This window comes from Anaerovibrio sp. RM50, from assembly GCF_000622005.1.
GTDB lineage: Bacteria > Bacillota > Negativicutes > Selenomonadales > Selenomonadaceae > Anaerovibrio.
Genome location: NZ_KK211384.1, coordinates 55,240 through 70,314, shown reverse-complemented (window position 1 = coordinate 70,314; position 15,075 = coordinate 55,240). Strand labels below are relative to the sequence as shown.

General features: G+C 47.4%; 12 protein-coding genes. All 12 read left to right on the top strand.

The features are described 5' to 3' along the window. The first annotated feature begins 25 nt into the window (after positions 1 to 25). Positions 26 to 811 (top strand): protein-glutamate O-methyltransferase CheR, encoded by a 786-nt coding sequence (locus T525_RS0113255; RefSeq protein ID WP_027407574.1) that lies wholly within the window; start codon positions 26 to 28, stop codon positions 809 to 811. Positions 812 to 845: 34 nt separating this feature from the next. Further along, positions 846 to 1,829, top strand: a complete 984-nt coding sequence (locus T525_RS0113250; RefSeq protein WP_027407573.1) for a phenylacetate--CoA ligase family protein — start codon at positions 846 to 848, stop codon at positions 1,827 to 1,829. Positions 1,830 to 1,923: 94 nt separating this feature from the next. Then, positions 1,924 to 5,463, top strand: a complete 3,540-nt coding sequence (gene addB, locus T525_RS15315) for a helicase-exonuclease AddAB subunit AddB (protein ID WP_051533617.1) — start codon at positions 1,924 to 1,926, stop codon at positions 5,461 to 5,463. Positions 5,464 to 5,465: 2 nt separating this feature from the next. Continuing rightward, on the top strand, positions 5,466 to 9,257 hold the full coding sequence (gene addA / locus T525_RS0113240) for a helicase-exonuclease AddAB subunit AddA (protein WP_027407572.1): 3,792 nt from the start codon (positions 5,466 to 5,468) through the stop codon (positions 9,255 to 9,257). Positions 9,258 to 9,437: 180 nt separating this feature from the next. Continuing rightward, entirely contained in the window at positions 9,438 to 10,709 is a 1,272-nt protein-coding gene (locus T525_RS15310) for a GspE/PulE family protein (RefSeq protein WP_051533616.1), read from the top strand. A gap of 11 nt (positions 10,710 to 10,720) precedes the next feature. Further along, positions 10,721 to 11,728 carry a type IV pilus twitching motility protein PilT gene (locus T525_RS0113230; protein WP_037325725.1) on the top strand — a complete coding sequence of 336 codons (1,008 nt, stop codon included), beginning with the start codon at positions 10,721 to 10,723 and terminating at the stop codon, positions 11,726 to 11,728. Continuing rightward, the gene (locus tag T525_RS0113225) at positions 11,725 to 12,912 is read left to right on the top strand and encodes a type II secretion system F family protein (protein WP_027407570.1); all 1,188 of its coding nucleotides are present in this window, start codon (positions 11,725 to 11,727) and stop codon (positions 12,910 to 12,912) included. Before T525_RS0113230 ends, T525_RS0113225 begins: the two co-directional genes overlap by 4 nt. Before the next feature lie 12 nt (positions 12,913 to 12,924). Further along, entirely contained in the window at positions 12,925 to 13,329 is a 405-nt protein-coding gene (locus T525_RS15305; protein ID WP_051533615.1) for a prepilin-type N-terminal cleavage/methylation domain-containing protein, read from the top strand. Then, complete coding sequence (locus T525_RS0113215; protein ID WP_027407569.1) at positions 13,329 to 13,949, top strand: A24 family peptidase; 621 nt, start codon at positions 13,329 to 13,331, stop codon at positions 13,947 to 13,949. The genes T525_RS15305 and T525_RS0113215 overlap by 1 nt, the downstream gene beginning before the upstream one ends. Beyond that, complete coding sequence (locus tag T525_RS0113210) at positions 13,937 to 14,353, top strand: Tfp pilus assembly protein FimT/FimU (RefSeq protein WP_156945844.1); 417 nt, start codon at positions 13,937 to 13,939, stop codon at positions 14,351 to 14,353. Before T525_RS0113215 ends, T525_RS0113210 begins: the two co-directional genes overlap by 13 nt. Then, entirely contained in the window at positions 14,346 to 14,564 is a 219-nt protein-coding gene (locus tag T525_RS0113205) for a hypothetical protein (RefSeq protein WP_027407567.1), read from the top strand. Before T525_RS0113210 ends, T525_RS0113205 begins: the two co-directional genes overlap by 8 nt. Then, on the top strand, positions 14,536 to 15,075 hold the full coding sequence (locus T525_RS0113200; protein ID WP_027407566.1) for a hypothetical protein: 540 nt from the start codon (positions 14,536 to 14,538) through the stop codon (positions 15,073 to 15,075). Before T525_RS0113205 ends, T525_RS0113200 begins: the two co-directional genes overlap by 29 nt.

Genomic DNA, 15,075 nt, shown 5'->3' with positions numbered 1-15,075 from the left:
GTGGTATCGTTTGGAGGGATAGTATATGACAGCAGAACAGGATTGGACCGATTTTAAAAGAAAGTTGAAGGCAAAGACTGAGATAGACTTGGATTTATACAAGGCACCCCAGATGCAGCGCCGTATTATGAACCTTGCCAAGAGAAATGGCTATGATACATATTGCGGTTATTTTGACAAGGTGGTGCAGGACCATGATGAATTTGCAGCATTCATTGAGTATCTGACGATTAACGTATCTGAGTTCTTCCGTACTCCTGACAAGTTTGCCAAGCTGGAAACAGATGTTATTCCTGACCTCTTAAAGCGCAGCAGCAAGCTGAATATTTGGAGTGCCGGCTGCTCCATCGGTGCAGAGCCTTATTCTCTGGCTATGATTATGAAGACTCTGACTCCTAATATGCGCCATCGCATCCTTGCAACTGATCTTGATATTGAGATTTTGGGCAAGGCCAAAAAGGGCGAATATACCGATAATGAGCTGAAGGCCATTGATCCTGAGCGCAAGAGGAAGTATTTCACCCATGAGGGCGACAAGTATCTGGTATCCCAGGAGATTAAGGACTGTATTGAGTTCAAGCGCCATAACCTTTTGAAGGACAACTTTGAGAGCGGCTTTGATCTTATTCTTTGCCGTAACGTAGTTATTTATTTTACCGAGGAAGCAAAGGACCAGCTTTATGCCAACTTCTTCAAGGCATTGAAGCCAGGTGGAATTTTGTTCGTTGGTGCCACTGAGGCTATTCTGAATTTCCGCAAGCTGGGCTATACAAGCTTCCAGCCGTTCTTCTATCAGAAGCCTCTTACCTGATTTTATGGGTTAGATTGGGAGAAATGAAGTTACGATGATTGCTAATCGAAAAATAGAGACCATGGAACGCTCCCAGCTGGAGGCTTTGCAACTGGATGCCCTGAAAAAACGGGTGAAGTGGGCTCAGGAGAAAAGTGCCTTTTATCAGCAGGCTTTCAAAAAGGCAGGGGTTGGCCCCAATGACATACAGACCTTGGCGGACATCCAAAAGCTGCCCCTTACGGAGCGGAGCGTGCTGAGGGAGGCCTCCATCTTTGATTTGCTCACATTGCCTATAAGCGGTGTGCTACGCATATCCAGACAGGGTGATGCGGAAACCTTTATCAAAATGTATACCAATGGTGATGTGGCCCGTCAGATGGAAATGATGACGAGGGTTCTGGTGGCCTATGGCATCAACGACACTACTGTGGTGGGCCTTCTGGGGGAGGCTTCCGACAGCAGGCTTATGGATGTGCAGTATGCCCTGGAGGGTATCGGTGCTTCCGTTATGCTTATGGGCAGCAATATGGATAATATTGTGGAGCTCATGACCTCCTGCCATGTGGATGTACTGATTAGCGATTTTCGGCTGGTAACCCAGTTTATTGTGAAGCTGCAGGCGGATGGGGAGAATGCCCAGGACCTGTATCTTCCTACCATAGTTTGTCTCGAGGAAACACTTCATAATCCAATGCGGGCTTATCTGGAACGACGGATGAATGTTAAGACCAACACGGTGTATAATTCACCTGGCTTCGGCTGTGCCGGCATTATGTATCAGTGCCCGGAGGACAAGGGGTTCCACATTCACGAGGATTATTATTATGCCGAGATTGTGGAATTCGGCGGCAGTCAGGTTATAACAGAACCTCATAGGGTGGGTGAGCTGGTGCTTACATCCCTTGCCAATGAGGCTATGCCTATTTTCCGTTTGCGCACCGGCCATGCGGTTTTGCGTATTGATGGGGAATGTAATTGCGGCCGTACCATGATGAGGGTGGCAGAGCCAACAGAATACGAAGGTACGGTTCCATAAGATAATCATAATATTTTGCTATACAAAATCGGACTGGTCAAAACAGTCCGATTTTTTCACTGGTAAAAAGGTCGGCGGACAAGGGGGCGGATATATGTTGGAAATTATTACAGGCCGGGCTGGCAGTGGCAAGACCACCTATGTATTGGAACAGATAACAAAAGAGCTGGTAAAAAGACCCCTGGGGCCGGCTATTATTCTGCTGTTGCCGGAGCACATGACCTACAAGGTGGAGCGTCAGCTGGCTTCAATGCTGGAAAAACAGGGTCGGGGCTACATGCGTTGTCAGGTGTACGGATTTAAGCGCTTTGCTTATCAGGTGCTGCAGGAAACCGGCGGCGGACTGGAGCAGGGCATTACTGATATGGGGCGGCAGCTGCTCCTTAAGAGAATTCTGGACAAGCGATATAATGAACTAAAGGTCTTTGGACGGGCATCACGTCAGCGGGGCTTTGCCAATATACTTGGGGGCATTATCGATGAGTTTAAGGGGTGTGGCATATCCCCGGAGCTGTTAAATGAAGCCAGTGACACCATGGAGGATACCAGACTCAGCAATAAGCTGGGGGATTTGGCATTGCTGTACGGTGATTTCAATGAGGCCATGGCAGGCCGTTATAATGACGGAAAGGACATAATGAGTATTCTGGTGGACAGAATGCCAATGTCCAGACTGGTGGCAGGGGCAGATATCTGGCTGGACGGCTTCCTGTTTTTTAATACGTTGGAGCTGCAGGTGCTGGAGGGATTGTTACAATACGGTGCCAATATTCATGTGACCTTTAATATGGATGATAATAATACAGCACAGGGGCAGTGGGCCAACAGGGAGGCTTCCGGCCTTTTTAACCGAGCCTATACCAGCTGCAGCCGTCTACTGAAGCTGGCCAGAAAATATGAAATTCCTGTAAACTATCGTCACTTTAATGAGGTAAAACGATATCAAAATAAAACGTTGAAGGCGCTGGAGGCGGGATTTGACAAGGGCAAAATCAAGCCCGTTGAAGATGCCAGGGATATATCTCTGGTGGAGGCTGCCACCTGCAGGCTGGAGGTGGAGGCTGCGGCAGCAGACATTATAAATCTTGTCCGCCAAAAGGGGTATAAATGGCGTGATATTGGGGTGCTCATCAGAGATGGGGAGACCTATGGTGACCTTATAAATTTTGTATTTAAAGATTATGATATTCCTTTTTTCAGCGACAAAAAACGTCAATGCGCCAATCATCCCGTGGCGGAGCTTATCCGCTCTGCCATTGGTATTACTGAAGGCTGGGGTTATGACGATTTATTCTGTTGCATAAAAACGGGCTTTTTCCAGCTTACGGCCCAGCAGATTGACCTTTTGGAAAATTATTGCCTGGAATTTAATCTTAGGGGCAGAAAGGTTTGGCGCAGGGATGAGCCATGGGATTTTTATTCCCGCTATTCCATTGATGAGGAGAATGAAAGGGTTGCAGATAAGCAAAAACTACGGGCAGCCACTGCGGACCAGCTGCGTCGTCATGTGGCAGAGCCGGTGGGCAGACTTCAGGACGGATTGAAGGAAGCTGCCACCACCAGAGATATGATACGGGTTATCTATCAGTTCATGGTGGATATTGAGGTGCCTAAGATTTTGCAGGACTGGTCCGATCAGGCGGAAAAAAGCGGCAATCTGGATATGGCCAGAGAGCATCAGCAGGTTTGGAATGACATTATGGAGCTGCTGGACCAGATGGTGGAAGTCAGCGGAGATAACAAAATGGCTGTGGGGGAACTTAAGCAGCTTTTGGAGGAGGGCCTTTCCTCCCTTGAAATGGCTCTTATCCCACCGGGGCTGGATTATGTAAATATTGCCTCCTTTGACCAAAATGCCCTGGACAATATTAAAGCAGTGTATATTCTGGGGGCCAATGTTGGTGTTATGCCAAGACGGTCTGTGGAAAATACGGTGCTGTCAGATGCAGATCGTATGCATATCAACCAAAAGAATATTATTGAACTTTCTGTGCTGGGGGAGGAAGCCAGCTTCAACGAGAATTATCTTATATATAAGGCCTTTACCCAGGCCCGGGAATATATGTGGGTTTCTTATTCTCTGGCATCTCCCGCCGGCGATGCCATGACCGGGGCGGAAATTGTGGGGAGAATTAAGGCCCTTTTGCCAGAGAACAGCGTCAAGACCATTCCATTGGACTGGATCAGTAAGTTTCCAGAGGAGGAGCAGTTAAAAATGCTGGCCAACAAGCGGCAAACCTTGTCCTCCTTGGCAATTGCCCTAAGGGAGCTTCGGGAGGGGGAAGAACTTTCGGAGTTATGGCAGAAGGTGTATAACTGCCTTTTGAAGGATGACGGTGTGGGACACCTTGTGAAACTTATCCGCCGGGGGCTTTTTATAAATCCGCGGCTGGACAAGCTGCCTAGGGAGCTGGCCAGGGCACTGTATACAAAAAAAGGGATTCTGGGAGGATCTGTTACCAAGTTTGAGCTGTATAACAGCTGTCCCTTCCAGTTTTTTGCCCAATATGGCCTCAATTTGAGGGAGCGGAAAATAACCCGTTTCAGCAGTCCTGAGCTGGGGACACTTCTTCATGCCGTGCTAAAGGAATTTGGGCTGAGACTGAAAAAAGAGGGACGTCATTGGGGGGATATTGCCCCTGGTGAAAGGGATGAGATTGCCAATGAGATTATCAATAAGCTGGCGCCGCGTCTTAATAACGGTATGCTCTATTCTACTAAGCAGATGGAGGCCCAGCTGTCCCGACTGGAGGCAACGGCCCGCTTTGCCTTAAGGAGGCTGGGGGAATTTGACAGGGTCAGCAAATTCCACCCTGAGCTGTTTGAACGTTCCTTTGGTACCTATGGGCCGGAGGATTCCTTGGAATTGGTGTACAAGCTTCACGAAAATAACCGTCTGAAGCTGAATGGCCAGATTGACCGCATAGATGTCAATGAACAGGGAAGCCATTTTATGATACTGGATTATAAGACTGGTTCTGCAGCCATAAATTTGGTGGACGTTTATTATGGGCTGAAGCTGCAGCTTCTTACCTATCTTTTGGTGGCCAGGGAGCTCATGGGCAGAGGTAAGGATACCCCAATGCTGCCGGCGGGAATGCTGTATTTCTTCCTGAAAAGACCAGTACTTTTAATGAAAAATCACACCAGAGACCCGGAGAAAATCCGGGAAGCTCTGGATGCTGAGTTGAAAATGCCGGGCTGGGTTCTTTTGGACAAGGACATTGCTGAGCAGATAGATAACACCCTTTCCACAGAAAATAAGAGCCGTTTTTTGAAGCTGGCCTACAAGGGAAAGGAAGGGAATCTGTCCTTTAATTCTTCCAGTATGAATACGCTGAAAAGCAGGGAAGAATTTGAGCTGCTGATGGAATATATTGAGCTTATTTTCAAGGATACCGGCGAGGAGATCATAGGTGGCAATATTGAGATTAAGCCGTACAGGAAGGACAAAAACACTCCTTGCACGTATTGTAAATATCATCCTCTATGCGGATTTGACCCAAGACTGGAGGGATATGATTATCGCAGGATTGGCGGCAGTGACGCTGAAATTATGGAAATAATAACAGAAAGAGTGAAGGGCGCAATCCTTGATAAAAACGGAAATGCAGCTGAGGGGAAGGAGGAGTAGAAGTGGAGTGGTCACAGGAACAAAAGCTTGCCATCAACAATGATGATAAAAATATATTGGTTTCGGCGGCTGCAGGCTCCGGAAAGACAGCGGTGCTGGTGGAACGGGTTGTGTCCCATTTGCTTAGGGATCCGTCCAAGGATGAAAAAGCATGGGACGTGGACCGTCTGCTGGTTGTTACCTTTACCAGGGCGGCGGCAGAGGAAATGAAGCAGCGTATAAAGAAGCGGCTTCAGGGGGCCATTGCCCAGGCCATGGAGGAAGGGAATTCAGACAAGAACATGATAAGACGGCTGGAGCGGCAGATGATACTTCTTTCGGGTGCTGCCATTTCCACTATAGATTCCTTCTGCCAGACTGTGGTAAAAAACAATTTTAATGCTATAGACATGGACCCAAAGTTTCGCATTGCCAATGAAAATGAGCTGATTATACTTCAGCAGGACGTGCTGGAGGATATGTTTGAGGAAAAATACAGCTCGGGGGATTCGGCTCTCCAACGGTTTGCAGATAAATACGGCACCGACAGAGGGGATTCTGCCCTTTACGATATTGTGCTGAAGCTATATGAAAAGTCCCGCAATCAGCCCTTTCCGGATTTGTGGTTAAGCCAGCTGGAACAGGATTATTTGGGCAATGGGGGGCCGATTGTTTCTTTGCAGGAAACCAAGTGGTGGCCGGTGATGAAGGAAGAAATCATCTGCCGCATGGCCCCTGCGAGACAGTGTTTGGCTGAACTGAAAAGTATTGTGGTGAATTTTGAGGCTCCAAAGGTACGGGAAAAGTTTGAAGATCTGGTGGCTGGCTATGATGATGTGGTGACGTCACTGGATACTGCCCTTGAACAGGGGTGGCACGATATTTATGAGGCCCTGTCCAAAATGTCGGGTGTGCCAAGAATGCCGGGGAAATTAAAGGATATGGAGCCGGAGGTTAAAGAGGCCTTTAGCGTTGTGGCAAAGGAGCTGAAGGGGATTCTTGAGGAGATACAGTCCTTTGTGCAGGATGATGAAGAGGTGCTGCTGGAGGAGCTTAATGCTGCTGTGGGGGATGTATCCTGTATTGTAACCATGGTGAAGGATTTTTCCAAGGCATATAGTGACGCCAAAAGAAAGAAAAATATTATGGATTTCAGTGATGTGGAGCATTTTGCCCTGGAGATTTTAAAATCTCCTGATGCCGCCCCGGGGGAAATGAAGCCTTCGGAAATAGCCCTGGAGCTTAGAAAACGCTATCAGGAGATTATGGTGGATGAGTATCAGGACACCAATGAGGTGCAGGAATTTATTGTGGGGCTCATTACCGGCGAGGGCAACGCCAATACATTTACTGTGGGAGATGTAAAGCAGAGCATATATGGCTTCCGTTCCTCGGAGGCCAGACTTTTCCTGAAAAAATACAGGGCCTATGAAAAGACTGATAATCAGGAGGGGGAGCTTATTACTTTGGGGCGGAATTTCCGCAGCCGTAGGGAGATTCTTTCGGCCATAAACTACGTTTTTGCCCAGGTGATGACCCCTGATCCAAATGAAATTGAATACGATGAACGGGCCATGCTTAATGAGGGGGTGCCTTATGGCTACGTGGAGCCGGACTATGGGGAGCTTATGGATAAAAACGTGGAGCTGGCCCTGATAGATTTGGATTTCGATGCCGCTGATGAGGAAAATGAAGGGCAGGAGGATATGGAAGATCTGGCGGACTTCGAGCTGGAGGCCCAGTATATTGCCCACCGCCTGAAGGAAATCAAGGCCAGCGGTAAAATGGTCTTTGACAAGGATTATACGGATAATAAGGGGTATCGTCCTGTAACGTGGCGGGATATGGTAATTCTCCTAAGGGCCACCAAGGGCAAGGCGGAGGTTTTACAGGAGATTCTCCAGCAGAATGATATCCCCGTGTACGCCAACACCAGTGATGGATTTTTCCAGACCACTGAAATCCAGACTATGCACTCCTTGCTGTCGGTAATTGACAACGCCCAGCAGGATATCCATTTGGCGGCGGTGCTGTTTTCACCAATAGTGGGGCTAAGTGCTGCTGATTTGGCCAGACTGAAGGCCTCAGCAAAGGATGAGGATATGTATACTGCCCTGCTGGCAGCCAATACCCCGGAATCGGAGCTGGATGGTGGGATAAAGGAGAAGGTGGACGGATTTTTGAATCAGCTGAGTATTTGGCGGCAGCTTTCCAGACAAGTCAGTGTTCCTGAGCTTATCTGGCAGATTTTCCGGGATACGGGGTATTATGATTACGTGGGCAGCCTTAAAGGCGGTATCCTCCGCCAGGCCAATCTGCGTATGCTGATAACCCGGGCCCAGGAATTCCAAAGCACTGATTATCAGGGGCTGTTCCGTTTTCTGCGGTTTATCCAGCGCATGACGGATATGGAAACGGACCTGTCCATGGCCAGAACCCTTGGGGAAGGTGAGGACGTGGTTCGTGTAATGACCATTCACAAGAGTAAGGGTCTAGAGTTTCCCGTGGTTGTTATTGCGGATATGTGCAAGAAATTCAATACAATGGATTTAAATGATGATGTGCTGGTTCATAAGGATATGGGCATGGGCATTAAATACGTGGACCCGGAATTAATGGCAAAATATGAAACCTTTGCCCGTCAGGCCGTAAAGGCCAAATGGCTGCGGGAACTGCAGGCAGAGGAGCTGCGTGTCCTTTATGTGGCCATGACAAGAGCCAGGGAAAAGCTGATTATGGTGGGCAGAAGTCATGGGCTGGAAGGCAAGGCGGCCAAGTGGTGCCAGCATATTGATACAACTGATAAGGTTTTGCCGGTGCATACACTTCTGTCAGTTAATTCCTACGCTGACTGGGTGGCCAGGGCAGTAGCCCATCACCCTGACGGGGAACCATTGGTGGAATATTCCGGCATTGCCAAAAATCGGGTGGCTATTCCCGATGCCATGGGCAAGGAATCCAACTGGACAGTTTCTGTGATAGAGGCTGGTGCAATTACGGGGGCAGGCCGGGCTGAAGAAGTGGAAAGGGATATTCTTCAGGCGGTGCGCAATGGTGAAGAGTTGCATTTAAAGGAAGAGGCGGAAGGGGATATGGAGTCATTGATGGCCCAGTTAACCCTTGATTATGATTATGGTGGGACCAGAGAGGTCCCGGCCAAGCTCACCGTTTCTGAACTGAAGCGCCGCTTTGCGGAGAAGGCAGTAGGTGAAGGAATCATGGAGGGGAGCTGTCAGCTGGCAGCCCAGCATCAGGAGTATATCTTCAATCGGCCAAGATTTATTCAGGAGGCAGAGGGAAAGGCTGGTCTTAAGGGCAACGAATATGGAACCCTTATGCACTCCGTTATGCAGCATCTGGATTTGTCCGGAAAACTGGATGCCAGGGACGTGAAAAATCAGCTTACAGCTATGGTGACCAATGAAATCATGAGTCAGGAGCAGTCGGCATACGTAAATGTAAAAGCGGTGGCCGCTTTCTTTAAGACGGATATTGGCCAGCGGCTGAAAAATGCCACTGAGCTTTGGCGGGAGCTTCCTTTTAGCCGCATGCTGGCGGCCAGTGATTATTACGACGACGTGGAGGGAGAATATATCTTCAGCCAGGGTGTTATCGACGTGCTGTTTAAGGAGACTGACGGCACCTATGTGTTGCTGGATTACAAGACTGACAGGGATACAGATCCGGAGGCAGTAAAGAAACGTTATGAATTGCAGCTGAAGCTTTATACTGCCGCCGCAGAATCCATACTGGGCATAAAAGTGGCGGAAAGGTATCTGTACATGCTTCACGACAGCAGCGTGATTTCTATTTGATGATTCAATAATTTTACAAAATGTTTTAATGGACTGTGGTGATATAAAAAATCACCACAGTTTTTTACTTTTTACAAAAATATATTTGGAATTTCAATAAAATGTATTGAAAATATTTTGAGTAGTGATAAAATATTTAATAAAGAAAGTGAAAATGGAATATCACAAAGGAAAATTAGTATGAAGCCTAAAAATAAGAAAAGTTTTAAAGAATTATTTGATACAGCCAAGCGCAGTGCCGCCACCTATAATGCTCCCATGGCTATTCCCGTTAAGACAGTAAATGACCGCTCACCTGTGGTAGAGCTGGTGAATAATATTCTTCAGGAGGCCCTGGAGCAGAATGCCTCCGATATTCACGTGGAGCCGGGAAATGTGGTGGGGCGGCTTCGCTACAGGATTGACGGAAATCTGGAGACGGTTTACGACCAGATTCCCATGGAGCTGTACAGCAATGTTATTTCACGTATCAAAATAATGTGTCAGCTGAATATTGCAGAGAACCGACTTCCCCAGGATGGAAGGTTTTCCTACAGCTTCGGGCAGCAGGAAATTGATGTGAGGGTATCCATTGTGCCTCTCATCAAAGGGGAAAAGGCGGTACTCAGACTGCTGAACCGGGCCGGGGGCTTTATGGATATAGATAGTCTGGATTTTTCCCAGGAGAACAAAGAAAAATTTATGGGACTGTGCAGGGAGCCCAGCGGTGCAGTTATTATGGCGGGGCCTGTTAATTCAGGAAAAACCACCACTTTGTATGGGGCACTCCATTACTTAAATGACAGTGCCAAGAATATTGTTACTATCGAGGACCCTGTGGAATATCAGCTTTACGGAATTAATCAGATGCAGGTTAATACGAAAATCAAGCTGGATTTTGAAGAGGCCTTAAAGGCTGTCTTAAGACAGGATTACGATATTCTGGCCATCGGAGAGGTGAGAAGCCATGAGGTGGCAAAGATGCTGGTAAAGAGCTCCCTTACGGGGCATCTGGTTTTTGCCACGGTTCATACCTCCAGTGCCGTCAAGGTAATTTACAGGCTCCTGGATATGGGAATTAAGCCCTTTTTGCTGGCCATTGCCTTAAGAGGAATTGTGGCCCAGCGACTGGTCCCCAGACTTTGCCCCCATTGCTGTGAAGTTTATGACGTGTTGCCGGACAGCAGTATTGCCAAAGCATTGGGGGATAATTACGAGCCCGGACTATTGCTGTACCGTCGTTGTGGCTGTGATAAATGCAGGGGACGGGGGATTAGGGGGAGAGTGGCCATTCAGGAGCTGCTTATTATTGACAGTGACCTTCAGCAATGTATCAGTTATGGACCAACCCTAGGGGAGCTGGAGGAAGCAATAAAAAACACAGATATGAAAACCATGTGGGAGGATGGCATTGAGAAGGCCAAGGCAGGGCTGGTGGAAATTGAAGAGATAATTAGAATATGCAATGAGTAGGAGGAAGGTATATGGGATTAGGTGGAAAGAAATTTGAGGAGCTGCTGTCTGAGTTTGCAGATAGGGGAGTATCCGATGTCTTTATATCAGAGGGAATGCCGGTATTTTTCCGACGGAGGGGAAGGTTAATGATGGGGGATGATGTAACTATCAAGGAGGATATATGGAAAATATTTTCCCGCATTACCGACCGCAATCAGCAGGAGGATTTCCTGAAACGAAAGGAAGTAGATTTTACATGGGAAGTGTCAGGGAGGCGGTATCGGGTGCATATTTACCGCCAGCGGGGAAATATAGCATTTGCTTTCAGACTATTGCCCCACGAGATTCCTCTATTGGAGGAGTTAGGCCAGGCCGGGAATATCCGGCAGTTTATAAATTACAAGGACGGCCTTTTGCTGGTGACAGGAGCCACGGGGGCTGGCAAGACCACCACAGTTTCCTCATTTTTGGCAGAAATGAACAAGAAGAAGGAATATCATATTCTCACACTGGAGGATCCGGTGGAATTTCTTTATCCCCGGGGCAGATGCCTGTTCAGCCAGCAGGAGCTGGGAAAGGATTTTCTTAGCTATGAAAGGGGGATTGCCAGTGCCATGCGGGAAAATCCCGATGTGATTATGATTGCAGAGCTGCGTGATGGGGCAACTTGTCAGGCAGCCCTTAGTGCCGCTGCCTCCGGCCATTATGTTATTGCCACCATGCACACTGGAGGGGCGGTGGAAACTGTGGAGCGGTTTATCAGTATGTTTCCCGAGGAGAAGCAGAATTTGGCCCGAAGTATGCTGGCTTCCTCATTAAGGGGGATATGCACACAAAAGCTATATATGGGAAGGGACAGTGAATTACATTGTGCAGTGGAGGTACTCCACGGCAATAATGCAGTGGCCAACATAATAAGAAAGGGCAAGTATGAACTGCTGCAATCTGTAATGCAGTCGGGAGTTTCCCAGGGAATGCAGACCATGGAAATGGCATTGGATAAGGCACTGGATAAGGCACTGGATAAGGCTTTATGAATAATTACGGATACACTGTTTTAGATGATGCGGGTAAACGCAGCCAGGGGATTATTGAGGCAGAGAACAGGACCATTGCCTATGAGAATTTAAAATCCCAGGGGATGATAATACTGGAGCTTAGGGAAAAGAACAGCAACCTTTTTCTGAATTTTTTGAAGGCAAAAAGAAAAGACAATAAAAACCAAAAGAGTCAGTTTTATCGCCAAGGGGCTATTCTCATGAGGGCTGGTCTCCCAATAAACCAGGTGGTGGGGCTCATGGAGACGGGAAATTATATTGGGGGCAGTCTTAAGGAAAAACTGTCCGGGGGTAACTCTCTGGCCAATGCCATGTCAGCCTGTGGAAGACTTTACAGCTCCCAGGAAATTGCCATGGTGGAGGCAGGGGAATTTGGGGGGAATCTGGAGTGGGTATTTCTTTCTTTGGCACAGAGCTTTGAAAAACGGGATAAGCTGCGTCAGAGCTTTAAGATGGCTATGATGTATCCGTTATTTTTGTCGATTTTGAGCCTTTGTTCCTTGACATTTATAATCCTTGGAGTTTTGCCGGTGGTGCTTGGGGTATTTGGTGATTTATCCCTGGATTTGCCCTGGCCCACAAGGATTCTGATTACCATATCCAATACACCGGCGGAAAGGTTGGGCGCAGTATTTGCCATCATGGTGTTGTTGGTTATGGGAATAATTGCCATCCGCAGAAGCCATACTTGGGGCAGGATTATGGACAGAATATTGCTGAGACTGCCATTTTGGGGCAGACTTTGGCTCATGAAGGATTTGGGCGTATTGCTGGGTACCTTGGCTATGCTTTTGGACAGCGGAATTGTTATTGACAAGGCCATGGCCAACTGCGCTCCCCTGTGTACCAACGTGTTTCTGGGGGACAGCTTTCTGGAAATGGGGGAAAGACTGTTCAGGGGAAACAGCCTTCAGAGCTGTATGAAGGATGAATTATATCCTGAGGTAATAAGAAGTATGATAGCGGCGGGAGAGGGCTCCGGGGAACTGGGGACCATGCTGCATTACGGCAGCGAATATTGTCTTGATGAGGCTGAAAAGGGAGTGCATATAATTGAAACCATGGCTGAGCCGGTGATAGTGGCGTTTTTGGGCATTGTTATCGGTTTTATTGTAATAAGTATTGTGTGGCCGATGCTGGAGCTGATGACGGCCTATTTTTAAGGAGGGCAGAAGGTGAAGAATTTCAGAAATGAAGCGGGTTTTTCCATGTTGGAGCTGATTATTTATATTTCAATTGTGGGCATTATTTTGGCTGTGGCAGTGCCCAAATACAATAATGCCATTGCAATGGCCAATACGGCAAGAATACAGGCGGATCTGCAGACCATTGACGGGGCAATTATGATGTATTATACGGAAACAGGTCAATATCCGTCAGTTTTGGGTGATTTGGAGGACTATGTAAAGAATGCCTCGGATATTAGGCCTCCCAAGGGTAAATATCTTCTTCGGGACGGAACGGTGGGGGAGATTTCCGATACAGAATATACCATAGACACTGAGGAAAAGGAGGCTCTTTGTGATGGGCACCCTTTGGCAGATTTCGGGCGGCAGGACAAGTCTGATGGCGGGGCGTAATGATGGAAGCACTGGAATTGATAAGGAAACATTTTTGGGAAGTGACAGTTTTATACCTTTGCATAACTGCCGGGGAGCTATTTCTTTCCCAATCCATGAACAGATGGTGGATTATTCCACTATTTAACATTACCCTTGTGCCTTTGGGGATACTGGATTATTACTATAAGCGGCTCTTTAACGGGCTGGTGGCAGTAATGGGGCTAATAGGCTTGGTGATTTGCGGACTGTTGCCGGAGAGACACCCGGGAGATGTTCTTATAGGGGCAGCAGTCTTTGGGGGTGTTTTGTTCCTTATACGATACATGTCAAAGGAAAGCCTGGGCATGGGGGATGTAAAGCTGGGAGCTGCTGCCGGCATTTGGCTGGGGCCCCAGGCTTCCGTAACGGCACTGTATGCCTCCTTTGCCATTGGGGGATTATATGTAGTTTTTTATTTGTTGATGGTGGTAATGAAAGATGGGGTGGACAGCCTATGGAAATACAGGAAGAAAGCCATTCCCTTCGGGCCCTTTTTGGCAATAGGAAGCTCTGTGGGGCTAATTTATGGGGAGGAAATAATCGGTATGTATTTGACTTTGTTGTGCTGGACAGGGGCTCCAGTATTGTGGAGGTTATAATAGCGGTAGTTATAATGGCTGCAGTCCTTGGAATAGCACTGCCCACCATAGGTTTTGTTGACCAGTATAGGCTGGATTATGAAGTAAGCCTTCTGGTCAAGCGTCTGGAATACGTGAAAAAATTATCTGGAGATATGGATATTTTTGTCGCAAAGGGTTATAGGGATAATAATAAATTGCCTAAATTGGTGGTTGATGAGGAAGGCGGAGGATATACGTGTCGGATTGGTAATAAAACCAGGGAGTCCTGGTCCCTACCTCCGGGATTTATGTTGATCTGCAACAGGCAGGAAACGGTTTTCCATAGGAATGGGGAAACCTCCAATTGTACCTTTAAGCTGCGGCTGAAAGACAAAAGCCGCAAAGTGGTGGTAGACAGAGTGGGGCGGATACGAATTGAGTAAAGATGATGCAGGGTTTGTGGTTATAGATGTACTGCTTTTGGGGATTTTTCTCCTGTCCCTGGCAGGGATGGTGAAATTCAGCTTTTTGGTGTATGAGGATTCAGTTAAAATGGAACAGCGTTTTTTGGAGGAACTGGCCAGACAGGAATATATAGACAGGGTGGAAATGGAAAATGCAAATTATGAGGCCGAAAATAGGGAGGGCCTATGACGATGGGGGCTTTACCCTGACTGAAATTTTGGTGTGCCTGCCATTATGTATTGCGCTGATGACAGCGTTGATGACGGCCTATGGGGTGTTTTGCCGCAATTATATTAAAATTGCAAGCCAATGGGCCTATGTGGAGGAAATCAGGACCATTACCAATATCGTCAGTCAAAGGGTAAGGTGCGCCTATGATCTTGATGTTACGGGCAGTCATAAATTATTCCTTCAGCGGGTGGATTATGATGGGGAAGTGACTGACAGACTGCAGTTTTATACTGACCCGGAGGGTAAAGGGGTGTTTTCTCTTAATGGTCAACCAATTTCCAGCAGTGATGCCAGGCAATATGTGAATATAAGGGATATTACCTTTGAAAAGGAATTGCCCCATAAGGTGGTTATGCATATAACATTGGAAAATAAGGCCACTGGCAGAGTGGATACCATTGAAAACAACATTTACAGCCGGCTTATTTGGCTTAAAGAAAAGTATACTAAAACTGATGGCGATGAATGA